General features: G+C 39.2%; 26 protein-coding genes. 7 read left to right on the forward strand and 19 right to left on the reverse strand.

Translation table 11 applies throughout. The annotated features are described in order from the left end of the window. Positions 1 to 579: 579 nt before the first annotated feature. The 3 genes from FWJ32_RS01580 to FWJ32_RS01590 are packed head-to-tail and all read left to right on the forward strand — an operon-like array spanning position 580 to position 2,701. Positions 580 to 1,458, forward strand: coding sequence for a M23 family metallopeptidase (locus FWJ32_RS01580; protein ID WP_149544214.1), 879 nt, complete (start codon positions 580 to 582; stop codon positions 1,456 to 1,458). Then, on the forward strand, positions 1,451 to 1,858 hold the full coding sequence (locus FWJ32_RS01585) for a bactofilin family protein (protein ID WP_162523465.1): 408 nt from the start codon (positions 1,451 to 1,453) through the stop codon (positions 1,856 to 1,858). Before FWJ32_RS01580 ends, FWJ32_RS01585 begins: the two co-directional genes overlap by 8 nt. Positions 1,859 to 1,894: 36 nt before the next feature. Then, positions 1,895 to 2,701 (forward strand): M55 family metallopeptidase, encoded by an 807-nt coding sequence (locus FWJ32_RS01590; protein WP_149544216.1) that lies wholly within the window; start codon positions 1,895 to 1,897, stop codon positions 2,699 to 2,701. Between the two features lie 24 nt (positions 2,702 to 2,725). Here the strand turns inward: FWJ32_RS01590 and FWJ32_RS01595 are convergent, their stop codons facing one another. The 12 genes from FWJ32_RS01595 to FWJ32_RS01650 form a co-directional block, all read right to left on the reverse strand. Next, positions 2,726 to 3,238, reverse strand: a complete 513-nt coding sequence (locus FWJ32_RS01595) for a spore coat protein (protein ID WP_149544217.1) — start codon at positions 3,236 to 3,238, stop codon at positions 2,726 to 2,728. Positions 3,239 to 3,249: 11 nt separating this feature from the next. Next, a complete protein-coding gene (locus tag FWJ32_RS01600) occupies positions 3,250 to 3,513 on the reverse strand; it encodes a hypothetical protein (protein ID WP_203227536.1) in 264 nt (87 codons plus the stop codon). 72 nt (positions 3,514 to 3,585) lie between these two features. Then, positions 3,586 to 5,034: a MocR-like pyridoxine biosynthesis transcription factor PdxR gene (gene pdxR, locus FWJ32_RS01605; protein ID WP_149544218.1), complete on the reverse strand. Its 1,449-nt coding sequence runs from the start codon at positions 5,032 to 5,034 to the stop codon at positions 3,586 to 3,588. A gap of 15 nt (positions 5,035 to 5,049) precedes the next feature. Next, a complete protein-coding gene (locus FWJ32_RS01610; RefSeq protein WP_149544219.1) occupies positions 5,050 to 5,790 on the reverse strand; it encodes an ABC transporter permease in 741 nt (246 codons plus the stop codon). Then, on the reverse strand, positions 5,780 to 6,535 hold the full coding sequence (locus FWJ32_RS01615; RefSeq protein ID WP_149544220.1) for an ABC transporter ATP-binding protein: 756 nt from the start codon (positions 6,533 to 6,535) through the stop codon (positions 5,780 to 5,782). Before FWJ32_RS01615 ends, FWJ32_RS01610 begins: the two co-directional genes overlap by 11 nt. A gap of 6 nt (positions 6,536 to 6,541) precedes the next feature. Then, on the reverse strand, positions 6,542 to 7,468 hold the full coding sequence (locus tag FWJ32_RS01620) for an ABC transporter substrate-binding protein (protein WP_149544221.1): 927 nt from the start codon (positions 7,466 to 7,468) through the stop codon (positions 6,542 to 6,544). 112 nt (positions 7,469 to 7,580) lie between these two features. After that, on the reverse strand, positions 7,581 to 8,153 hold the full coding sequence (locus FWJ32_RS01625) for a UbiX family flavin prenyltransferase (RefSeq protein ID WP_149544222.1): 573 nt from the start codon (positions 8,151 to 8,153) through the stop codon (positions 7,581 to 7,583). Positions 8,154 to 8,224: 71 nt separating this feature from the next. Beyond that, positions 8,225 to 9,085 carry a UbiA-like polyprenyltransferase gene (locus FWJ32_RS01630; RefSeq protein WP_149544223.1) on the reverse strand — a complete coding sequence of 287 codons (861 nt, stop codon included), beginning with the start codon at positions 9,083 to 9,085 and terminating at the stop codon, positions 8,225 to 8,227. After that, a complete protein-coding gene (locus FWJ32_RS01635; RefSeq protein WP_149544224.1) occupies positions 9,075 to 10,511 on the reverse strand; it encodes a menaquinone biosynthesis decarboxylase in 1,437 nt (478 codons plus the stop codon). Before FWJ32_RS01635 ends, FWJ32_RS01630 begins: the two co-directional genes overlap by 11 nt. A gap of 12 nt (positions 10,512 to 10,523) precedes the next feature. After that, positions 10,524 to 11,480: a polyprenyl synthetase family protein gene (locus tag FWJ32_RS01640; RefSeq protein WP_162523466.1), complete on the reverse strand. Its 957-nt coding sequence runs from the start codon at positions 11,478 to 11,480 to the stop codon at positions 10,524 to 10,526. A 19-nt stretch (positions 11,481 to 11,499) separates the two neighbouring features. Further along, positions 11,500 to 11,865: a NusG domain II-containing protein gene (locus tag FWJ32_RS01645; protein WP_149544226.1), complete on the reverse strand. Its 366-nt coding sequence runs from the start codon at positions 11,863 to 11,865 to the stop codon at positions 11,500 to 11,502. Next, positions 11,849 to 12,898 (reverse strand): FAD:protein FMN transferase, encoded by a 1,050-nt coding sequence (locus FWJ32_RS01650; RefSeq protein ID WP_149544227.1) that lies wholly within the window; start codon positions 12,896 to 12,898, stop codon positions 11,849 to 11,851. The genes FWJ32_RS01645 and FWJ32_RS01650 overlap by 17 nt, the downstream gene beginning before the upstream one ends. 605 nt (positions 12,899 to 13,503) lie before the next feature. Here FWJ32_RS01650 and FWJ32_RS01655 point away from each other — a divergent pair. After that, positions 13,504 to 15,291: an NAD(P)/FAD-dependent oxidoreductase gene (locus FWJ32_RS01655; RefSeq protein WP_149544228.1), complete on the forward strand. Its 1,788-nt coding sequence runs from the start codon at positions 13,504 to 13,506 to the stop codon at positions 15,289 to 15,291. A 175-nt stretch (positions 15,292 to 15,466) separates the two neighbouring features. On the opposite strand, the gene FWJ32_RS01660 is transcribed toward FWJ32_RS01655, so the two are convergent. The 4 genes from FWJ32_RS01660 to FWJ32_RS01675 form a co-directional block, all read right to left on the reverse strand. Further along, positions 15,467 to 16,045 (reverse strand): ANTAR domain-containing response regulator, encoded by a 579-nt coding sequence (locus tag FWJ32_RS01660; RefSeq protein WP_149544229.1) that lies wholly within the window; start codon positions 16,043 to 16,045, stop codon positions 15,467 to 15,469. 21 nt (positions 16,046 to 16,066) lie between these two features. Continuing rightward, on the reverse strand, positions 16,067 to 17,401 hold the full coding sequence (gene glnA, locus FWJ32_RS01665; protein WP_149544230.1) for a type I glutamate--ammonia ligase: 1,335 nt from the start codon (positions 17,399 to 17,401) through the stop codon (positions 16,067 to 16,069). A 339-nt stretch (positions 17,402 to 17,740) separates the two neighbouring features. Continuing rightward, positions 17,741 to 18,061, reverse strand: a complete 321-nt coding sequence (gene trxA / locus FWJ32_RS01670; RefSeq protein WP_149544231.1) for a thioredoxin — start codon at positions 18,059 to 18,061, stop codon at positions 17,741 to 17,743. Between the two features lie 84 nt (positions 18,062 to 18,145). Beyond that, a complete protein-coding gene (locus FWJ32_RS01675; protein ID WP_149544232.1) occupies positions 18,146 to 18,415 on the reverse strand; it encodes a metal-sensitive transcriptional regulator in 270 nt (89 codons plus the stop codon). A 336-nt stretch (positions 18,416 to 18,751) separates the two neighbouring features. On the opposite strand from FWJ32_RS01675, the gene FWJ32_RS01680 reads away from it, so the two are divergent. Further along, a complete protein-coding gene (locus FWJ32_RS01680; RefSeq protein WP_149544233.1) occupies positions 18,752 to 19,000 on the forward strand; it encodes a DUF1540 domain-containing protein in 249 nt (82 codons plus the stop codon). Positions 19,001 to 19,109: 109 nt separating this feature from the next. Then, a complete protein-coding gene (locus FWJ32_RS01685; RefSeq protein WP_149544234.1) occupies positions 19,110 to 19,625 on the forward strand; it encodes an O-acetyl-ADP-ribose deacetylase in 516 nt (171 codons plus the stop codon). Positions 19,626 to 19,627: 2 nt separating this feature from the next. On the opposite strand, the gene FWJ32_RS01690 is transcribed toward FWJ32_RS01685, so the two are convergent. From FWJ32_RS01690 to FWJ32_RS01700, 3 genes are all read right to left on the reverse strand, one after another. Next, positions 19,628 to 19,888, reverse strand: a complete 261-nt coding sequence (locus tag FWJ32_RS01690; protein ID WP_149544235.1) for a hypothetical protein — start codon at positions 19,886 to 19,888, stop codon at positions 19,628 to 19,630. Between the two features lie 16 nt (positions 19,889 to 19,904). Continuing rightward, positions 19,905 to 20,606 carry a purine-nucleoside phosphorylase gene (deoD, locus tag FWJ32_RS01695; RefSeq protein WP_149544236.1) on the reverse strand — a complete coding sequence of 234 codons (702 nt, stop codon included), beginning with the start codon at positions 20,604 to 20,606 and terminating at the stop codon, positions 19,905 to 19,907. A 262-nt stretch (positions 20,607 to 20,868) separates the two neighbouring features. Continuing rightward, positions 20,869 to 22,200: a CAP-associated domain-containing protein gene (locus FWJ32_RS01700; RefSeq protein WP_162523467.1), complete on the reverse strand. Its 1,332-nt coding sequence runs from the start codon at positions 22,198 to 22,200 to the stop codon at positions 20,869 to 20,871. 283 nt (positions 22,201 to 22,483) lie between these two features. Here FWJ32_RS01700 and FWJ32_RS01705 point away from each other — a divergent pair, with 283 nt between their 5' ends. Beyond that, complete coding sequence (locus FWJ32_RS01705) at positions 22,484 to 24,583, forward strand: glutamine synthetase III family protein (RefSeq protein ID WP_149544238.1); 2,100 nt, start codon at positions 22,484 to 22,486, stop codon at positions 24,581 to 24,583. The last annotated feature ends 44 nt before the right edge of the window (positions 24,584 to 24,627 follow it).

Below are 24,627 nucleotides of genomic sequence, written 5' to 3' on the forward strand. Positions count from 1 at the left end.
TAGTTTCCATGCCATAAACATTAAAGAGGCATGGGTATCTTAAATTTTCTACTTCTGCTAATTTGTAACAGCCATGTTTATAGCAGGGTTTTCCAAACCTGGGTAAAGCCGAACAGCCATTGATCATATTCAAAGACCTCAAAAGGCATCTATGCCTAAAATCTTTAGTGTCTATTTTGATCTCTTCAATTATTATCTCATGCTCCAAATTGACTGCATCTCATCTATAATTATATGTTCACGTATTCTTCTCTTAACCCCGCATCCTTTCTCATATCTTATACCTCTAAAACATTTTATGCTTTTAAAATGAGTAGGTGAAAGCCTCATTAAATAATTGCACCGGGATATAAAACTATGTCTATGTAAATCAGTGAAACTTCCTCCTTACCAGAACAGTTTATATTATCCGTTTAGCTGTATGACAGACGCGATCATACTGCGCTTTGTAATATATACCCAAGATATATTTTCTTTAATAAAAAAATATGTTTGTCCTTTATATCATTTAGGTAGGATTTTTTTTATTTATGTAGAATATATACTACGGAGTGGAATTTTTTGTACCGGGGGTATAAAATGGAAAGAAACAGGTATTTTACCATTATTCTCATCCCCCATTCAACCGGTAAACCCTTGTCCATAAGGATCCCTTTATACGTTATATGGGCGACTCTGGTAACCGTACTGTCAATAATTATTTACTCATTGTTTTTGACCAATTCATACATAGAAGTTAACAATAAAAAGGAGTCTCTATCTGCTCAGGTAATTAATTTAGAAAAGGAAAAAAGACAAAAAGAATCTGAAATCAGTACATACGAGATTGAAATTAACCAGATATCGGAGTATCTGAAAAATCTAAAAGCCCTGGAGGCCGAGGTACAACAAAAAGTAGGCCTCGAACAGTCCACTCCATCCCGAAACAATCTTGATAGGATAAGACTTTTAGAGTCACAAGACGGCGTGAGTAATGATGATATAATTGATGAAATAAAAGGCATTATAGAAGAATATCAAAATCTTTTAAAGGACATAGAGGAACGGGAAAAATATCTTCGTAATGTACCCAACCTGTATCCGGTAAATGGAAAAGCATCCTCAGGATATGGTAACCGAATCAATCCCATAACAAGGTCTTGGGAGTTTCACTCCGGTCTGGATATTTGTGCTGACTATGGCTCTACAGTCAAGGCCGCCTGTGATGGTGTTGTAAGCTTTACTGGCATAAAAAGTGGTTATGGTCAGACAGTTATAATAAAAAACAGTTATGGGTTTACAACATTATACGGTCATAACTCAAGGTTACTTGTAAAAGAAGGACAAAAGGTCAAGAAGGGTGATCCCATAGCCAAGGTTGGCAGCTCTGGATTGAGTACGGGTCCTCATGTGCATTTTGAGGTCTATAAAAATGGGGTAAGGGTGGATCCTTTAAAGTATCTCATGGGGGGTGAGTAATATTTTTGGAAAAAGAACTGTAGTAAGCACAAACAGCGACAAAATTACCACGCTTATTGGTTCAGAGACATCCATAACAGGAAACATTAAGTCAGAAGGAACATTGAGGATTGACGGTATATTAAATGGCGGAATTGAAACTTCGGGAGACGTGATTATTGGAGAAAACAGTGTGGTAACCGGAGATATTAAAGCAGCAAACACTGTTATAGCTGGAAGACTCAATGGAAATATAGACTGCAGTGGGACAGTCTCCATTGGAAGCAGTGGAAAAGTTTTTGGAGACATCAAATCATATAACCTACGAATAGTGGAGGGCGCTATCATCGAAGGAAGATGCAGTATAAGGAATGAGGATGACCATACAGTATTCTTGAATTCTTCAAAAGAGCCTGCATGATGGCTCTTTATATTTTCCAACAGGGGGTTGATAGATATGAAGGTGTATATATCTGCTGATATGGAAGGTATTAGCGGTGTTGTAAACAATGAGCATACAGACAGGAACGGTAGAGAACACGACAGGGCAAGGATCTGGATGACAGAAGAGGTGAATGCAGCCATAGAGGGGGCTCTGGATGCTGGGGCTACAGAGATAATAGTAAATGATTCCCATGGTACAATGAGAAATATAATATTGGAATCTTTAAACCCGGCAGCAAAACTTATTACCGGTTCCCCTAAAAGATACAGTATGGTAGAGTGCTTAGATGAAACTTTTGATGCTGCTATATTCATAGGTTACCACGCCAGGGCTGGTTCCAGCGGTGTGCTATGCCATACCTACACTGATTCTGTTGAATACGTAAAAATAGACGAGAAGGAGGTTGGTGAGACTGGTATTAATGGCGGAGTAGCAGGTTATTACGGTGTCCCTTTAATATTAGTTTCTGGTGACGATGTTCTCTGCAATGAGGCAAAAGCCCTGATACCGGGGATATACACAGTCGAAGTTAAAAAAGCTCTCTCAAGAAATGCGGCGCTCTGCCTATCCTTGAATTCTGCCCATAGTCTCATAAGAACAACAGTAAAAGAAGCTCTTTTCCATAAAGACAATATAAAACCTTTAACGTTTAATAAACCTGTATTATTAGAAGTAAGATTCACAAATCCAGCATACGCTGATGCAGCTTCTACAATACCAGGGGTCAAAAGGATTGATTCAAAAACACTGACTTATATGTGTGATGATTATCTTATTGCCTTTGATGCTTTCAGGTCTATGATCAATATTGAGTCATAAAAAGGAGCCCATATGGGCTCCTTTTTATGACTGCCTATCTAAATTGGCATTCCTCTCACTGGATGATGGATTTACTGTACCTATCTCTTGACTGGCGTAGCTGCTTATGTTTGACCACATGGACTTTTCTATATTACTATTGGTGGCACCTCCCCAATCCTGGCCAGGCCTATCCCCGTAAACCTGGTTTCCGTACTGATAGACAGGCGTCTGGTTAAAACCGGATTGATTCGATGCACCCTGCATGGTCGCATTCATACCTTGCCATATAGATTGCATTTGACTATTTAAATTGTTTATATTGGTTTTTGCGTTGTTGAGGTCCTGTTGATTTGCAGGAAATGACTTATACCAGCCTTTCCTGTTCATTACCTGAAATATCATGTATTGATTGTTAAACTCGTCATTCAAAATACTTGTCAGATCACTTCTCATCGATGTATCAGAAGCTTCAGAAACTGCCTGTGTATACGTGCTATTAAGCAGTTTTTGAGAATTAATACAGTCTAAAGCTATATCCCTATCCTGAAAATACATTTGATCACCTCCTAAAATTGATAGTTATGTTGAGCTTGTGTAGTAAAAGGCGGCTGAACTGTAGTAATATTCTGTCCAGCCCTCGCAGAGTTCAGATGTCTTATAAGGGTGTTATAATGATTTTGATGCTTCTGCGCTACATGACTGCATACATTCTTGAGTTCTGTGTCATTGGTCATCTGTGCATAGTTTGTAAACTTGCTTATCATACACATCTCCTGCATAATCTGGTCCTGCAAAATCAACAGTTCTCTTTCTGTAAGATTTTCCGCCATACTATACCCTCCTTTTATATTTTTTTCGTTACTTATTATCCCACTAATATTCACGTTTTATACAAAAAACCGCTATAATAGCGGTTCAGTTTGAATATAATTTTCATTTCTTAAAGCTAAAAGAATGTCACGTATAATATTAATTCCACCTTCAATCTCATCCTCATTGGTTGATGCAAAACCAAGTCTTAAATGATTATGTTCAGGATTATTCAAATAAAAGAAACTACCAGGAGCTACAATTACCTTTTCTTTCAAGGCCGCCTCATAGATTTCCCTGTCGTTTAAGGATATGGGAAGTGTAAGCCAGAAGTTTAAACCACCATCAGGTATTTTGAATGTAATGCCTGTGTTTTTTATATTATTCAAGCATTCTGCCATAAAGTCCCTTCTTGCCTTGTAGACATGCCTCAGCATTTCAGTGTGTTTATCCCACAGCCCTTTATCTAAAAACAGCTGTAATGATCTTTGGAAAAAACCGGATGTAGCTATATCGCTGCTATACTTTGCTGCCTGTATGGATTCCAAGAGCATATCGGGAAGAACCATGAAAGCTAACCTCAGTCCCGGCATGAACACCTTAGAAAAGCTTTTAATAAATATAACATTGTCAGCATGGGAATAGTCCCAAATGGGCGTTGGCCTTGAATCATAATATATGTCACTAACAAAATCATCCTCAACTATAAAAAAACCATATTCCCTGGACAATTTCATAATCCTGCTCTTTATCTCATCAGAATAGCGTACCCCTGTTGGGTTTTGAAACATCGGCATCAAGTAAAAAAGTTTTATGTTATGTTTTCTCAATATTTCTTCAAGACGTTTTATATCTATACCCTCATTGGTCACTGGAATATCTATTATATTTGCGTTGCGGGATTTAAATACAGCTATCGCACCGGTGTAAGTTGGTCTTTCCACAAGGATATTGTCTCCCTGCCCTACCAGTACCTTGGATATTATATCCAGTCCTTGCTGTGCACCCGAAATTATCAGTATTTTCCGTGGGTCTGTACTTATACCATCTTTTGCTAAAAGACGGGAGAGAGATTCCCTCAATGGTCTGTACCCCATGCTTTCCTGGTATGTAAAGGCCATTCCACCATCTCTGTCCAGTACCTCGGCAAATATTTCCTTAAATTCTCTTACAGGGAAAAGCTCATGGGATGGATTTGAGCTGGCAAAATTGATATACCTGCTCCCTATTGGCCTGGATATGCTGTCAACAATCTCTGGCTCAACATCACCGGAGAGATCGAACTTATAGTTTACAGCCCCTATATATGTACCACTGCCGACAATGGAATAGGCTATACCCTTTTTTTCCAACATGTGATATGCATTTACCACAGTGACTGTATTTACACCAAGTAACTTTGATAGTCTCCTTATGGTTGGAAGCTTTGTGCCTTCTTTTATTATACCTTTCTCCACCATGTCTTTAATTTGTATGTAAATCTGCATATAGAGCGGCTCTTCACGCTTTTTATCAATCTTGATGAGGTTTTCTATACCCACAGGCACACCTCCAGTTCATTGCTTCCATGGGCAGAGCAAAAACTCCATGATATCTATTAATAGAAAAAGACAAAGACCAATTATACCTAATATCATTATACCCGAATACATATCTAAGTAGTTTACTCTCATCCACGAATCCATGATAAAGTATCCAATGCCATACTTCGTACCAAAGGTCTCAGTAAAAAACAGCACAGAGACCGCCGTCCCAAGACCAACCCTTATTGATGTCAAAATCTCTGGCATTGCAGCCGGTATGACAATCTCCTTGAATATACCTAACCTTCCGGCCCCCAGGGCCATGAGAGAATAATACGTCTCTTCTGGTATTCCTTTTACTGCGTCCCTTGAGGATACAATAATCTGAAATACCACAATAAGCATTATCATTATTATTTTGGACAACTCCCCGAGCCCAAAGATGAGCATTACCACAGGCAGAAAAGCAATCTTTGGTATGGGATAAAGCAAATATACTACAGGAGACATCACACTGTCTATTCTGGGTATGTAGCCCATGGCCAGGCCCAGTGGCACGCCAATAGCTATTGACAGTATAAGCCCCATGAATATCCTGTATATGCTATACATAACATGGATTGCAATTTTTGCCTTAAATATGATATATGTGTTTACAAAAACATTTAAAGGAGATGGTATTATGGGAAGATTGGCTATTATTGATAATACATACCAGACAGCTACAACACCTATCATTGCATAGATGTATCTAAAATACCCTTTAAGACTCATTGTGGCTGTCTCCCCTTATTATTTTCCTTATTTCCATCTCCATCTCATAAAACTCATTTTTAATCCTGAGGTCCTCAGTACCAAAGAGCGGGTTTTCTATAATCTTAATTATCCTGCCCGGTGATGGTGAAAGAATGGCAATCTTCCTGCCAAGATATATAGCCTCGTCTATACTGTGAGTCACCAATACCGTAGATACCCTATATTCATTCCAGATTTTAAGGAACAAATCCTGCATTTCCTCTCTGGTAATTGCATCCAATGCCGAAAACGGTTCATCCATAAGGAGAATACTCGGTCTTAAAACAAAAGAACGGGCAATAGCTACCCTTTGCCTCTGTCCGCCGGAAAGCTGGCCGGGATATCTATCTAGCAAATCTCTAAGCCCCAATCTTTCCACGATATACTGTATATATTCTGTATCACCTTTATATCCTCCCTTCATTTTGAGCCCCAAAGTCACATTGTCGTATACGTTCCTCCATGGTAATAGACCATAGTCTTGAAGAATAAGGCCAATGCGCTGCTCTGACGCGTTTATATGCTTTCCATCAATCAGCACATTCCCTTCATATTCTTTGATTATACCCGAAAGTACATATAAAAATGTAGATTTGCCGCATCCCGAGGGCCCTATTACTGCACATATATCACCGTTGTTTATGGTTAGGTTTATATTGTCCAGTGCTAAAAAACATCTATGCCTCTGTCTATATCTTACCGTCAATCCTTTTATTTCTATCATGGGATATTACCTCACAAATTCATCGTCAACAAGCTCCTCGTAACTATAGCTCTTTTTGACCAACTGTTTGCTTGTAAGCCAGTCTATTACATCATCCATATCTTCTTTAGATGGAATCTCTGCTTTTGTGTAAGATGGGAGCTGGATACTGCCCTTTATGTCCTCTGGAAATCCAGCTTCCTTTATTATAAGATCTATATATTCTGTAACTGGTTGATTCCCCAGATATTCTACAGCCCTGTTATAAGCTTCATACACAGCCTTAATGCCCTTCGAATTTTTCTTTATAGCGTCAGATGTAAAGACCATGACTCCCGGGTTTATTCCAAGTCTATCTGAACTGCCCAGAAGTTTTGCTCCGTTCTTCACAGCTTCGGAAGCAAGTGGATCAGGCAAGGTTGCGGCGTCTACCTTGCCGTTTTGCAACATTTCGAGCCTTGTTGGTATTTGAGGTATGATTACCTTATTTATATCTGTACTCTTGAGGCCAGCATTTTCCAGTATTTTATCTGTAGTGTATTCTATAATGGTATTGGCAGATATTGCTATATTTTTACCCTTAAGGTCTGCTATGCTGTTTACGCCTGCATCTTTGTTCACCAGCAGTTTATAGCTCCCATTTGTCATAGATGTAATCTTTACATCAAAACCTCCGTCCTTGGCAAAAGCTGCTGCCAACATGTCAGATACAGCGCCATCTATATTACCGCTCTGCAGTGCGCTGTCTCTTTCTTGGGCACTCTTAAAGTGATGTATTTCCACATCCACACCTGCATCCTTGAAATACCCATTATTTAGCGCTACTATAAGCGGTATAGAGTCAACATCTGGCATAACTCCTATCCTGATAACTGTATTATTCTTACCCGATGAACAGGCCGTTAATGATAACATTATTATAACCAAAATTATACATGACAACAGTCTTTTCATATAAGCACCACTTTCCTTTCATCAATATTATTTTCAACAGTTATAGGTATATTAGAGCGTGCATAATATTCATCCAAATTATGGATATATAATCGTTAACCTGTAAAAGGGGTTATAAGCCCTCATTCCATTCATAATACAAGCCATTGTCAATGCCAAGGCTTAGAAGTATCCTACCAACAATAAAGTCCACCATCTCCTCCACACTCTGCGGCTTGTCATAGAAGGCAGGCATGGCTGGCAATATTATTGCACCCATTTCACTTAAAGTAAGCATGTTTTTAATATGTATTGTATTTAATGGAGTCTCTCTCGGCACAATCACCAGTTTTCTTTTTTCCTTGAGTACAACATCTGCAGCCCTTTCTAAAAGATTCCCTGAAATTCCAAGAGAGATCTTAGATAAGGTAGACATTGAGCAAGGTACAACAATCATAGCCTCTGTCTTGAACGAGCCACTGGATATAGGTGCAAAAAGATTATCTATATCATAGTTGAAAATGTTATGCCCGTATCTGTCAATTATACCCTCAATGGTACAGCCTGTCTCATATTTCATAACCTTTTCACCATTACGTGTTGCGATAATATAGACCTCGTTATTTCTTTTTAAAAGTTCATCTATTAATCTTATGGCATATATAGTGCCACTGGCCCCTGTAATGCCAACAATATACCTTGGCAATTTATCACCTCGAGATTATTTTTTTCATCATGATACTTAAAATATTCTAGGCATACTGCATTCAGCAGATTTTACTGTAATAAAAATATATCTGCAGTTGTAAATATCAACAGGACTACACTTACCACTTCATTTATATCATAGGAAGCAATTCTAACATTTCTCAGGTTGGTAGGTGAGACTATGGAGTGCTCAAGATATAATAGATATGCATCTATGGCCAGGCCAACGAGATACAACCATCCCATATTCATAAGGAAATACAGATACACAAGCAATGCCATGGCAGCCAAATGAAATCCCGTTGATATCTTCAAGGCATTTTCTATTCCAAATCTGGCAGGTATAGAATATATGCCATGATTTCTGTCAAACTCCACATCCTGAGTGCCATATATAATGTCAAAACCTGCAATCCACAGTGCAACCACTGCACCCAGCACAAGAGATGGCCAACCTATCTCTCCCTTTACAGCCATCCATGCGCCAACCGGCGCTCCACCGCATGCTATACCAAGAATTATGTGACATAGCCAGGTAAACCTCTTGGTGTATGAATATACTATGAAGATAGCCAATGCCAGTGGTAAAAGCTCAAGACACAGGTAATTTAGTTCATAGGCAGCCAGAGTTAGGAGTGCAAAACATAAAACCACAATCCCTATAACCTCATAATCCTTTATTATACCACGCGGTAGATGCCTATTTGACGTCCTTGGATTCATGGCATCAATGTCTTTATCTATAAGCCTATTCAATGCATTGGCACCGTTTCTAGCGCCCACAAGTGCCACCAGTATCCAGAATATAACACGTAAGGACGGAAGACCGCCCGCAGCCCAAAGCATAGAGATAAGCCCAAACGGTAGAGAAAAAAGGGTATGGGAAAACATCACCAGGTCTCCATACTGCTTTATCCGACTAAATACCATATTCCTTCCACCTTCTATCTACCATTTCCTTGATTTCTTTATCCATCACTATATCATCAGGCCATTCCCTGGTATGTCCTTCTTCAGGCCACTTCTTTGTAGCATCTATACCCATCTTGTGCCCATAATGAGGCAAAGGAGAGGCATGGTCTAGGGCATCCAACGGACCGTCAACTATAACTACATCTCTCTTTGCATCTATATTGTTAAAAATCTTCCATGCTACAGTGGACATGTCCTGTGGGTCCACATCCTCATCTACCACTATTATCATCTTTGTATACATCATCTGCCCCATACCCCATAGGGCGTGCATCACTTTTTTGGCCTGGCCGGGATATCTCTTCTTTATAGATACTATAACACAATTGTGAAACACGCCTTCTAACGGGAAGTTTATATCCACTATCTCCGGGCATTGTATCTTAATTAAAGGCAGAAAAATCCTTTCCGTAGCCTTTCCTAAAAAGCAATCCTCCATAGGAGGTTTTCCCACCACTGTAGCCGGATATACCGGGTTTTTCCGATGTGTTATACATGTCACATGAAAGACAGGATACATATCTTTGAGTGAATAATAACCAGTATGGTCCCCAAAGGGTCCCTCTTCTCTCATTTCATCAACATTTACATATCCCTCTAATACAAACTCAGCATTTGCCGGGACGTAGATATCATTGGTCTTTGATTTCACTATCTCCAGTGGTGCCTTCCTCAAAAAACCTGCAAAAAGCATTTCATCAATCTCTTTCGGCAGAGGTGCTGTAGCAGAGTATATGGTTGCAGGGTCACATCCAAGGGCTACTGAAACTGGCATCCTACCGCCCAATTTTTTATACTTCTCATATATCTCCCTGCCATCCTTGTGTATGTGCCAGTGCATTCCCGTAGTCCTCTCATCATACACCTGAAGTCTGTACATACCCATGTTCTGCTGACCTGTTTCAGGGTCTTTCGTAATTACCAATGGAAGAGTAATAAACCTACCTCCATCCTGAGGCCAACATTTCAAGACGGGTAGTTTATTTAAGTCAGGCTCTTCCACCACTTCTTGTGATATTGCCCTCTCCACTTTTTTGGGAAATATTTTTGCCAACCTGGCCAGCTTCGGTACAGATCTAAGTCTGTTCATAAATCCCACATAACTGCCCATATCCATAAGTTCATATATTTCCCTGGCAATATCATCTATTTTATCCACCTCAAAGGCAAGGTTGAGCCTTTCATATGTTCCAAAGGCATTTATCAATACAGGATACGGAGAACCTTTTACATTCTCAAACAGGAGGGCAGGTCCTCCTACCTTTACTACTCTATCGTATATCTCTGTTATCTCTAAGTCCCTATCAACCTCTGCCCTTACCCTCTTCAATAACCCTTTTTCATCCAGAACCCTAATAAAATCCTGTAAATCCCTATAAGCCATGTTATCATCCCTTTAATTTTCTCTATTTACCAGATCGTCAGTTAACTCAAACAGAAAGTCTCTAAATTCATTATGAGGAAGCTTGTTGAGTTCCTCCTTAGCCTTCTTACTGTATTTATCCATAAGATCCTCAGCGTATTTTATTCCACCGTATTTAATGACCAGTTCTATTATCTTCTCTATCTCATAGGGCTGATTATACAGAAGATCTTTAAGCTTACCATTATTATCCTTCTCCATAGCATAAATCAAAGGTAAGGTATATATACCATCTTTTAGGTCATTGCCCACAGGTTTTCCAATTTTAGTCTCATCACCTATGTAGTCCAGGATATCATCCTTTATTTGAAAGGCCATACCTAAAAACATACCAAATCGCTTCAGCGAGTTTGTCACATCTCTGCTGCAATGCGAAATGTTAGCCCCAAGTTCACAGCTCAGCATAAAAAGAAGTGCTGTTTTAGAACGTATTCTCCTCAGATATTTATATACAGACATATCTTTAGAAAATCTTGAGCAATACTGTTCTATTTCACCTTCACACACCGATTTTATTATAGATGCAATATGGACGAGAGTATCTACATCCTCTTTTACACTAAGTATACTAAAAGATGTACTAAAAAGGTAATCTCCAGCAAAAATAGCAACGTTCACACCATACTTCTGGTGCATCGTTTCCATGCTTCTCCTCGTTTTTGCCTCATCTATTATATCATCATGGATAAGGGTCGCCATATGGAGTATTTCAATAGATGAGGCTATCCTCATGATTTCATCCATGTTGTACTCCCCAAAATGAGCACTGGCTATAGTAAGGGCAGGTCTGAGCCTCTTGCCCCCTGCCGATACCATTGTACTGATAGCAGAGCCTATCAGCTCATTTTTTGAGGATAAAAATCTTCTTAATGTACCCTCAAATGCATCCATTTCTTCTTTAATCACAGGATACTTATCCCATAATGTCAAATTAAACACCTGCCAACGCTTAATATGTTACTTGATCTACATTTTTCATCCTGCCTGAAATTCTCACCACAACCCTGTGGGGCAGACAGATAATATTTTCTCCTGATCTGTCTATCCATCCCTGCCTCACACATACCCTGTCTGGGCAATTGGCATCGCTAATACGTACCTTACCGCCCTTTATCTCAACCACGTTATATCCGCCGCCATCCACCTTGACAGTGACAGTCTTGTCCTTGCTTAGTGGAAGCTCTTCATATAGCTTGCCGTCTACCTCAATATATACGGTGTCACCTGGAAACGTCGGTCTTAAAATAGAATAGGCAAACCCCACTATAGAAAAGACAATAATCGCTACTATAAGTATTTTATCGCCTATCTTCATAGGTATACTCCTTATCGGTTATTTCTAAAATATCCTTAGCACCAGCAGTTGAATATATCTTTTTATCCGACGTTATGATAATGGCCTCAATACCATCTAAAGATTCAACCAGTTTCAATCCCTTATCAATCCCAAGCACAAATACAGATGTGGAAAGGGCATCTCCATCTATAGACCTGTCGCTGACTATAGTTGCACTTACTATGCCATTATCAGATGGATAGCCTGTAGTAAGATCAAATATATGATGATACCTCTTGCCATTTACTTCAAAATACCTCTCATAGTTGCCAGAAGTAACCACAGATTTGTCCTTAACCTTTACTATAGCAACATAATTCCCCCTTGAACTGAATGGGTCTTGTATACCTATTCGCCATTCACTGCCATCCGGTTTTGAACCCATGGCATATACATTCCCACCAAGGTTTATGATTGCACTACTTATGCCATCACTCTTTAACACATCTTTTACAGCATCAGCTGCATATCCCTTAGCTATACCACCAAGATCCATCATCATGCCTTCGCTGGATAATTTTACTTCCTTTTTAGTATCATTAACCTCTATTTTTTTATAATCAATTAGTTTTAAAGCATTCTCTATCTCTTCTTTTGATGGTACCCTAGCATGCTCTGTACCAATACCCCACAGCTTTACCAGAGGTCCTATACTAATATCAAACATGCCATTTGTCATATCACCATATTTAATTCCTTCTTTAATCACATAAAATGTATCCTCATCCACTTTTACGTAATTTTTGCCAGCAGCTTCATTTATCTTTACCACATAGCTGGATGGAAGTTCTGGCGACATCTTGTTGTCAATATCTCTTATGCGGGTAAAGGCATCATTGACTGCCTTGTCAGCGATGGCTTTATCTCCATAGGCAGTAATCTCTATGTTGGTATCCAACATAAAGCCATTTTTTGTAACAGGTTCTGTTTTTGCACTTCCTGTACATCCCTGTATTATAGACACCAAGAATAATAAAACTACTGCTACCAATGCATTTATTCTGTATCTCATCAAACGACCTCCATTAATATGTCATAGTGCGGCATGTCAATAACATCATAGTGCCTGGCACTTGTTTGAGATACTACAACATCAGTTTTCTGCATTTCGCCAGGTATACCTCTATGAGGTGTCTGTGTCTCCAACTCGCATCGGGTACTCTTACTAAATAGCTGGTTTATACCTTAATACTATTTTCTATTTTTTATAGGATCCATCTAAAATAAAGCCCTTCTATTGAAAGCAAAGGTATTTTATATGGTTATATTCGAGTTGCCTCTCATGCTATATGACACACCAGAATATTTCATAGTAATATCCAACCATACATATATATACCTTAAAAAGGCTCAACCCCACAACACAGAATTGAGGTCCATAATTGTTAAAGCTTTGGCATAACCAAATTATATAATTCGATAAAACATCAAAAACTCCTTTTTTTATAAATAATTTTTCATCAATCCATTTTCAATTTTATATTATACAACTAGTTATACATATTTGTTAAAAAAATTTTTTTAATGCTTTAAATTAAGGATACCATTTTTTATTTCTTTGTTATATAATTATCTTGGATTGCTTGACTAATATTTAATCAATAGGGGGGCAAGTAAATGGCAAAAAGGTACAAAATAATTGTCCTTGGAGGCGGATTTGGCGGCCTTGCAGCAGCTCAGAAATTGGACAGATACCTATGGAATCGAAAAGATGTAGAGATAACCCTCATCAACAAGACCGATAAACAGGTATATATGACTGAGCTCCACGAAGTAGCCGGAAATCGCATCCCGCCGGAGGGCGTGCTTTATTCCTTGAAAGAGGCCCTTGAGAGTACAAGGGTTAAACTGGTCATAGACAATATCACCAGAATTGATGTCCAAAATAAAAAACTTTATTCCGACAGTAGTGAGTATGAGTTTGACTACTTGATTGTCGGTTGTGGCAGTCAGCCAACATATTTTGGCATACCTGGCATGAAAGAAAATGCTATGACTCTCTGGTCCTTAGAGGATGCAATAAAGATCAGAGACCACATACTGGATGTCTTTGAGGCTGCTTCTAAAGAAAAAGATCCCGAAATCAGAAGGTCTCTGCTTACATTTATTGTAGGCGGTGGTGGATTTACGGGCATTGAACTGGTTGGTGAATTTATAGAGTGGTTTGATGAACTTGCAGCAAAATACAATATCTCAAGAAATGAAATAGATCTCAGGGTCGTTGAAGCACTCCCTAACATCCTTCCCAACTTTAAGGTTGACCTCAGGACAAAGGCAGAAAATTACCTTAAGTCTCATGGTGTAAAACTGATGACCAATTCAGCTATAACTGCTGTGGAACCAGACAGTATCGCCTTGAAGAGCGGCGAGAAAATTTTTACCAAGACATTTATCTGGACAGGCGGTGTTGAGGCTGAGGCTACAGCGGCAGGTATAGAAGGCATAGAAAAGGGAAGGCGTGGTAAGATAAAGGTAAACAGTTTTATGCAGACAAATGTTCCTTATGTATACGCTATCGGAGACTGTGCAGAGTATGTTGACGAAAATGGTGTGCCTATGCCAGCTCTTGTTGAATCTGCAATGCAGTCTGGAGAGTGTGCTGCAAGAAACATTGCTTCTGATATTACTGGCAAAGAAAAGAAACCTCTAAAGCTTAATTTACATGGGAATATGGTTTCCATAGGCAGCAAGTATGCTGTATCTGATGCTGGCGGAATTCATACATCCGGGTTAATAGCTACTGTTTTAAAACATGCAGTGGATATGCACTATCTCCTGTTTGCATCTGGTATTGGCATGGTTATACAGTATATGTCTCATCAGTTTATGGAGAAGAAGACAAAGGTTGGTTTTTGGATACATCATGCAAAAGTGCGTACCAGCATGACCTGGCTTGTGCCGCTGAGGATATTCTTGGGAATTCAATGGCTCATTGAAGGTATAAATAAAATAAACAGTGGCTGGCTCACAACTCCTAATCTTATTCAAACTATGATCCCGGGCGCAGCAGGTGCGGTTTCTGGTGCATCACAGGCAGCAGAGGCTGTAACCAGTGCCACACAGGCAGCCCCCGCAGCTGCAGCAGCAGCACCAGGCTGGTATATGTGGTTTATGCAGACCTTCGTATTTCCTAACGCCCTATTCTTTCAATGGTGCATAGCACTTGGCGAGGCATTGATTGGCATACTCTTAATACTCGGACTTTTAACTGTACTAGCAGGTCTCGGTTCAATATTCCTGAATATCAACTTTATGCTTTCAGGTATGGGTAACTGGTGGTACATGATGTCAAGCATCCCGATGCTGGCCGGTGCAGGTAGATCGTTTGGTTTAGATTACTGGTTTGTACCATGGATTGCCAAATCATTTAAACACTGGTACAGGGGAAGGCAAAAGTCATTATAAGAATCAAGTAAGGGATAGATGATTATCTTATCTATCTACCCTCATGATCATTAGCATATGGTGAACCATCAGAAATTTGTGTATACTTTGATATAGGTTTGTAAGAGTTATGTATATAGAGTTTGCATAATATACGCTCTATTTGAATTATGTATATAAAAAGAGACCCTGGAAATCACTTCCGAGGTCTCTTTTTATATTTTTCTATAATATCTATCGCTACCTTTTCTATGGTCACAGAATAGTTCATAGCCATCTTCTGTATGTATCTGTGTGCCTCTTGCTCTGTATAGTGTTCATATTCCATCAAATAAGCTTTAGCCCTGCTCAACTGTTTTTGTAATTCCAGCCTTTTATCCAGTTCCTCCGCCTTATCCTTCAAAGCTTTAAGCTCCCGTTTATATTTTAAAATAGAGTTTAATGTGCCAAGGACAGTAAACGGTGATACAGGTTTTACAAGATACACTATATCATCAGAATGTATGCCTGTTGTCTTATAAGTACTTGCAGTTATCATGGTGATGACAGGAGAAATACCCTCTCCCACCAGCATGTCAGATACTATTACACCGTGTATTCCAGAGAGAACCTCATCAAGGATAGCCGCTTCTGGCCGGATTGATTTCGAAAGCCTCAGGGCTGTTGCACCATCACTGGCAGTGTATACCAAATATCCTGATGACTTTAAAATGTCCTTCAACTGCTCTTTCATGTTATTATCAGAGATTGCCAGAACTATCTTCTCCTGTCCCATTGAAACACCTCAAATTAGATTTTAATACTTCGTGAGGTATCTTTCAAGCTCCCATGGTGTTACGTAAGCACTGTATTCGTCCCATTCGTCCAGCTTTGCCGTTATAAACCTCTCAACAGTATGCGGACTTAAGGCTTTTTTTATAACATCGTCAGAATTAAGCTCTTTTATTGCCTCTTCCAGAGACACTGGCAATCTGTCTATATTGGAACCTAACAATTCTTCTGATGTCATGTGGTATATGTTTCTATTTATTGACTCTGGCGGATCTATTTTATTGATTATACCGTCTAATCCAGCCTCCAGTACCACAGCCAGTGCCAGATATGGGTTACACGATGGATCAGGGTTTCTAAGTTCAAGCCTTGTGGAAGAACCTCTCTTTGCGGGTACTCTGATCAATGGACTTCTGTTTCTCGATGACCACGCTATATACACCGGGGCCTCAAACCCCGATACCAGCCTCTTGTAAGAATTTACTGTAGGATTTGTTATAGCACATATGGCTCTGGCATGTTTCATCAATCCACCTATAAAATAATATGCTTCTTTACTCAATTGCAGTTCCCCGTCAGGGTCATAAAATGCGTTTTTCCCACCTTTTGTAAGGGACATATTGGTATGCATACCAGATCCTGGTATTCCGTATACAGGTTTTGGCATAAATGTAGCATGAAGGCCATTTCTCTGTGCCACTATCCTTACTACCATTTTGAAGGTCATAATATTGTCAGCCGTTACAAGTGCATCATCATACTTGAAGTCTATCTCATGCTGGCCTGGCCCAACCTCATGATGAGAAGCCTCTATCTCAAACCCCATCTGTTTTAATGTCTTTACCATATCCTGCCTTGCCGTTTCACCCAGGTCTACAGGGGCAAGATCAAAATAGCTGGCGTTGTCGTGGGTGACTGTAGTGGCTTCACCTTTCTCATTGGTCAGAAACAGATAAAATTCACATTCAGGTCCCACATTAAATCCATATCCCAATTCCTCTGCATGCTTCAATGCTCTTTTCAGGATATACCTGGGATCTCCTTCAAATGGTGTGCCATCAGGGTTATATATATCACATATGAGCCTGGCCTCGAGGCTCTCTCCAGACCATGGATAGATTGTAAAGCTGGATGGATCCGGCCTTAAATACATATCTGATTCCTCTATCCTCACAAACCCATCAATTGACGAGCCGTCAAACATTTTCTCATCATTTAATGCCTTTTCTAACTCTTCTCTCGTTATAGACACATTCTTCATAACTCCAAAAATGTCGGTAAACTGCAAGTGTATGAACTCCACACCAAGTTCTTCTGCTTTCTTGAGTACATCCTCTTTCGATAACTTTGGCCTTGTCATACACATTACCCCCTAATATAATAAAATAAGGTGCCCTTTGAGTCAGTACCATCCTGACTAGGACACCCTTGCCCAAAACCATGAATATATATTAGCACAGTAAAGGCATGTATGTCAATGAGTTTCTTTGGGCCTTATGGCTCCATTCAATTCGTTTAAAAGTTTCTTTAAATTGCATTTTCACATTTAAGCTGCTGGCTCAATACTCTTATACAGGGTACCACCTTAGCCAAAACATGCTATCCCATTATTGTAAAAAAACATTTTCTAAGTTTACATTTGGATATTTCTTGAGTACGTCAAATATAATCATGTCCTTCGCAATCATAAAATCGCCTATTAAATATACGCCTTCACCTTATTTAAAACAGTCTGTTTAGGAGTAACACCAACAATCTTATCCACCATCTGACCGTTTTTAAATATACCCATAGTTGGGATACTCATTATTCTGTAAGCCGATGCAGTAGCCGGATTTTCATCTACATTAAGTTTTGCAACTATAAAGTCATCATTTTCTTCAGAAATCTCATCAAGCACCGGTGCCATCATCCTGCACGGGCCACACCATGCAGCCCAGAAATCAACAAGCACAACTTTATCTGATTTCAATACCATTTCTTCAAAATCCTTATCACTCACTGTTATAGGACCACCCATAACTGTACCTCCTTTTACTATCCCCTTGTATAGGGGGTCTATATAAATATTACCATATAATCTCTACTCTTGTCAACACATCCCTCACCTGGTAAACTTAATGACTGAATCAATCAGTTTTTTTACATCGTCTATCATTACTTTATCCTTATCGTCCTTAATTATGCATTCTACAGCATGTTCCTGAAGCAGAAAGTAACCAATCTTTTCAATAGAAGATTTCACAGCAGCAATCTGCAAAAGTATATCGTCACAACTCTTCCCTTCGTCTATCATTTTTTCTATACCACCAATATGCCCTTGAACAGTACGCAACCTGTTTATTATGTCTTTTTTCGTCTCTTCTGTAATCATGATTCCCTCCCATATTTCTTAGAGTATATTATTATTTTATCACAAAACAGCCAAAAAGTAATTCTTCTAATTATTTCTTTTCCATTCTGAGTCTTCTTTGAAAAAACATCAAATCCGTCTTTTTTTGCTGGTTAGCCCAGTACAATAGACTAATAGCAACACCTATTCCTGATTCAGGTTTATGTTATCACCCGCATTCCCTTCCAACTCGGCCACCACGGGTAGTTCCATAATATCTCCTCTGAGTTAAATATATTCTTATAGCATCTCTTGTGTTCACTAAAATATGTATTTCGTGCGACATATCTGAGAATACTAAAACTCGGAGGTGATATCATGGCAAATGTTCAGGTAAGATGCAGCGTAAATAACTGCCACTATTGGGCACAGAACAACTACTGCTCGGCCAATCAAATCCTTGTAACATCAGATAGTGTAAGCAACAGGTATGGGGATAACTTTGATGCCCCATCTTTACAAAATACCCTTTCTACCCCTGTCCAGATGGGGATGGAAACATGCTGTAAGACATTTGTACCAAAAAATTCTGGTACCCACAATATGGACAATGTTAAACGGCAGTAAAAGGCTGTATTTCAGCCTTTTACTTATTTTAGACTTTTTTCTATTTGTTATTTTAAGGTGGTATAATTGGATAAAGAAAAATAATAGAGATACACAGGGGGGCTTAAAAATGAAAGGCAACATAAGCTTTGTAAAGGGTGATATAACCCTGCAGGATACAGATGCAATTGTAAATGCGGCTAACTCTAGTCTACTTGGAGGCGGCGGTGTGGATGGGGCCATTCACAAAGCGGCAGGACCAGCACTGGACGAAGAGTGCAGAAGGATTGGATACTGCCCAACTGGCCAGGCCGTAATAACCACCGGAGGCAATCTCAAAGCAAAATACGTTATCCATACTGTTGGTCCAATCTGGCATGGAGGCACACGCAACGAGCCCGAACTATTGGCTTCGTGTTATAGAAACAGCCTCAAACTAGCAGAGGAAAAAGACATAAAGACAATAGCATTCCCATCAATAAGCACCGGGGCGTACGGTTACCCTATAGAACAGGCTGCTCATATTGCAGTAAAAACTGTATCAGATTACCTCAAAACAAGCAACACCATAAAGGAAGTAAGATTTGTACTTTTTTCTAAAAGAGACTATGATGTGTATGTAGAAGCATACAAGGAATTACAATAATATTAGGAGTGGGCATCTTTAGATGCCTTCTCCTTTAATATGTCTGAATAGAGGATATTCCATTTACGCAGCCTGTATTTCACTTTGTCAAATCTCACGTCAAAAAGTCTTGCAATGTCTGCAGCAGAAACCTCAGAGTAAAGCTCTTTTAGTTCCTCTCTTGTCAGGTTATCTATCTTTAGTTCGTCACCATTTATTTTGCGTAATAATAGCTCATGATAAATACTTTCCCTATGTGTATTGACATTATCTTCATTTTCCATAAAAATCACCCATTACTTATTCTGCCACCTCTAAGGCAATTTCAATCATGTCGTTAAAAGTTTTTTCTCTTTCCTCCGATGATGTCGCATGCCCAGTTACCAGGCTGTCACTCACTGTAAGTATGGTGAGGGCATCAACTCCATATTTAGCAGCCAAGGTGTAAAGCCCAGCCGTCTCCATCTCCACAGCCAGAACTCCAAACTTGGCCCACAATCTCCATGCATCAGGATCATCTCCGTAAAAAGTATCAGATGAAAGCACATTTCCAACTTTAACATTCAAGCCCTTTTCGCAGGCTATATCATAGGCCTTCTTAAGCAGCCTGAAACTGGCTGTAGGGGCATAATCCATTCCATTAAATCTCAATTTATTTATAGCCGAGTCCGTAGAAGAACTCATAGCCAGGACTATATCCCTGATGTTTAATCCCTCTTGCATTGAACCGCATGTTCCTACCCTGATGAGATTTTTTACTCCATATTGAGTTATAAGTTCATTCACATAAATAGATATGGATGGTATTCCCATACCGGTACCCTGGACTGATACCCTTTTACCTTTATATATCCCTGTAAAACCATACATACCTCTTACCTCATTGTAGCAGATAGCATTTTCCAAAAAATTTTCCGCTATATACCTCGCTCTCATCGGGTCACCAGGCAGCAGCACCGTCTTAGCTATATCATTTTCTCTTGCACCAATATGAATACTCATATACTTACCCCCAATTCTATTGTATTTATCACAAACATATTATATCATTCCCACCTCTGAATGGAAATTGAGAGTTTTCTGCATGTATCTTATAGTTTCACCACATTATTCTCCATAGTAACAAATATTTTTTATCCATTATCCCTGTAAAATTAATACGTCTCGTTCAACCAATATCATACATATATCTCTGTTTATATCCAAGTGGCTCACACTCCTGATTCTTTCTCTTATAAACGGTAAAAAGCTGCAAAGCAGCTTTTTACCGTAATGTTACAAAGTTCTGGGTATAATAGGCGTTCATCTGACCACCAAAATACACCCCTACTCCTAACTGCTCAAAACCTTTATTCAAAACATTTTTTCTGTGGCCTTCGGAGTTCATCCAACCTTCATGGGCAAATATTGCATCCCTGTATCCAGCAGCAATATTTTCCCCGGCAGCAACAAAATCCTTTAATCCAGCATCTTTCATCCTGTCAAATGGGGATTTACCCTGTATGTCAATATGGTCAAAATAATTATTTAAAGCCATATCCTTCGAATGATAAAGCGCAACCTCATGAGCTTTTTCATTCCACGTTAAAGGTTTAAGACCATCCCTTACCCTCACGCTGTTTACAAGGTCCAGCATCTCCATTTCAAAGGCTCTGGCTATTTCATCATCTTCAGTTCCAAAAAATCCAATATTTTCTTCATAGGACTTCTCTATGAGCTGTATGGATGTGACGATACTGTTATTGAGATTATCAAAGAAAATAGTGGCATAACAATCACCCGCATCCAATGTGATGTACTGGTCATTTTTCAGCATGTAGTAGGTATTCCCTTTTAAAATCCTATCAAGACCTGTGCCATGCATTGCCTCCACACTCTTACGTCCCTCACCATATGATATATCATTCCACCTCAAACCCGTGGAATTAGTATATATGGCCACCACTCTTCCTCTGTCAATACCTATCTGTATATAATTACTGTAATCTTTATTATATATCCACCATTTAAAGCCATATTCACTTTTGTCCTTTCTCTGTGGTTCTCCCAGGTTCATTACCACCTTATCCTGGGTATCTCCTATGCTAACATCAAAGGGCAAAACAGTAGTGGAATCCGACTTTGCCATAAATACATCTGAATTGCTGACAGAATACATACTGTTTGCCTGAATCGTCGTATCTACAAGAATTGAAACAGCATTACTCTCAGGGCTCCATATGACTCTTGCCCCCAGCCCCTCGCTAACAGCTCGTACCGGCACCATAGTATAACCATCTACAATCCGCGGTGGCACGTCTAATACTGTCTCCTTACCATTCACGACAACTTCAGGATTATCTATCTGCATCCAGATCCCATCAGAGCTTATCGTCTTACTTTTTCCATCCCATATCACCTCATGCCCCAAAGCCTCAAAAACAGACCTCATGGGCACAAGCACCCTGTCTTTATACATCACTGGACTTGCTGGCATATCTAACAGTCTTCCATTAACAGTAACAGAAATATTTTCTTTTGCTGATGTCGTAGAAAAAAATGGAAACATTATAAAAAACAAAAGCAAAAAAGAAATAAAAACCATCTGTCTGCGCAATAGCATCCACCCCTTTTAACAACCAAAATAAAAACAGTATGCAGTTTAATTATATCTTATATATTATCTATGTAACAATGGGAAAAATATCATAGCTATGTCAAGCACAGACCTACCTGTAAAAAACCTCTTGCCTTTTCTAAAGAAAAATGATATCATATTGAAATAACAAAATAAGTAGCTGTGGAATGAAACAAGGGCGTTTCATGAAATGATGAAACTGTCCTTGTTTTTATTTGTATTTATTCATTCATAAATTAAGTTTAAAAGGAGAGATTATGTTATGTCTCAAAATTCATTAAGTGAAATCTTTGGATCCAATGTATTTAATGATTCTGTAATGAGGGAACGGCTCCCAAAAGCAACGTATAAGGCTTTAAGGAAAACCATCGATGAAGGCCTCCCGCTCGACCCCCAGGTGGCAGAAGTGGTGGCCAACGCTATGAAAGACTGGGCCATAGAAAAAGGTGCTACACATTTTACCCACTGGTTTCAACCTCTTACAGGCATTACTGCAGAAAAGCATGACTCTTTTATCTCCCCAACTCCTGAGGGACGCGTCATTATGGAATTTTCTGGTAAAGAGCTTATCAAGGGTGAACCTGATGCTTCTTCCTTTCCATCAGGAGGACTCAGGGCTACATTTGAAGCAAGAGGTTATACAGCATGGGACTGCACATCACCTGCCTTTGTAAAAGATGATACGCTGTATATTCCTACAGCTTTTTGTTCTTATACTGGCGAAGTTCTAGACTTAAAAACTCCTTTATTAAGATCCATGGAAGCTTTATCGAAACAGGCACTAAGAATACTGCGTTTGTTTGGCAATGGCACAGCTAAAAAAGTGATCACCACAGTAGGGCCTGAGCAGGAATATTTCCTTATAGACAAGAAAATGTACGACAAAAGAAAGGATCTTATATTAACAGGTAGAACTCTTTTCGGTGCAAAATCACCTAAGGGTCAAGAAATGGAAGATCACTATCTTGCCTCAATCAAAGAAAGAATATCTGCTTATATGAAAGAACTTGATGAAGAATTGTGGAAAGTGGGTGTTTCTGCCAAAACAAAGCACAACGAAGTAGCACCATCTCAGCACGAACTGGCGCCTGTATTCACCACCACAAATATAGCCACAGATCATAATCAATTGACAATGGAACTAATGAAAAAAGTTGCCTTAAGACACGGTCTTGTATGCCTCCTTCATGAAAAGCCTTTTGCTGGAGTCAACGGTTCAGGCAAACATATAAACTGGTCTATGAGCACAGATGACGGTCAAAACCTGTTGGATCCAGGCCATACACCTCATGAAAATGCACAATTCTTAGTATTTCTGTGTGCAGTAATAAAGGCTATAGACGAGTACGCTGATCTGTTGAGGGTTGCAGCGGCAACACCTGGAAATGATCATAGACTGGGTGCAAACGAAGCTCCTCCGGCTATTATATCAATATTCTTAGGTGAACAGTTGACAGACATTTTACAACAGATTGAAAACGGTGGAGCCACTACATCCAAACAGGGTGGAGTATTAAAGGTAGGTGTTTCTACTTTACCGGAATTGCCCAAAGATTCCACTGATAGAAATAGGACCTCACCTTTTGCGTTTACAGGCAATAAATTTGAGTTCAGGATGATAGGATCTTCATCGACTATAGCCACTGCCAATTATATACTAAACACCATAGTAGCAGAAGAGTTATCACAAATTGCTGATAGGTTAGAAAAAGCTTCTAATTTCAATGAAGAGGTTCAGAAAATTTTAGAGGAAATTGTAAAAAATCACAAAAGGGTAATTTTTAATGGAAATGGATATTCAGAAGAATGGGTCAAAGAGGCAGAAAGAAGGGGGCTCCCCAACATTCGTTCTACTGTGGAGGCAATACCAGCTTTGATTGCAGAAAAAAATGTAAAACTTATGGAAAAACATGGGGTATTGAGTAGGGTTGAAATGGAATCACGATATGAAGTAATGTTGGAGAACTATTCAAAAACTATAAACATTGAAGCTTTGACAATGTTGGATATCGCAAAGCGCCAGCTATTGCCCGCAGTCATAAAATTTCTTACAAAACTGGCTGATTCCATCAACTCCATTAAAGCCACCGGTGTAAACGCAGATGTTACTGCCCAAAGCGACCTGCTTGTAGAGGTCTCATCTTTAGCAGCCATGTTTAAAAAGAACATCGATGGGTTAGAAAAAGTCGTTAACGATGCTTCTGAACTAGAGGGCGATTCATATAAATTGGCTTCATATTACAGAGATGTAGTTTTTGTAAAAATGGGTGAAGTAAGAGACATAGCCGATAAACTGGAGACCCTTGTAGATAAAGAATTATGGCCACTACCTTCTTACTCTGATATGCTATTCAACGTATAAAAAAAGGAAAGGAGAATTGATTTGTCCTCAATTCTCCTTTCCTT

The sequence above is a fragment of the Calorimonas adulescens genome (assembly GCF_008274215.1).
Classification (GTDB): Bacteria; Bacillota; Thermoanaerobacteria; order Thermoanaerobacterales; family UBA4877; genus Calorimonas; species Calorimonas adulescens.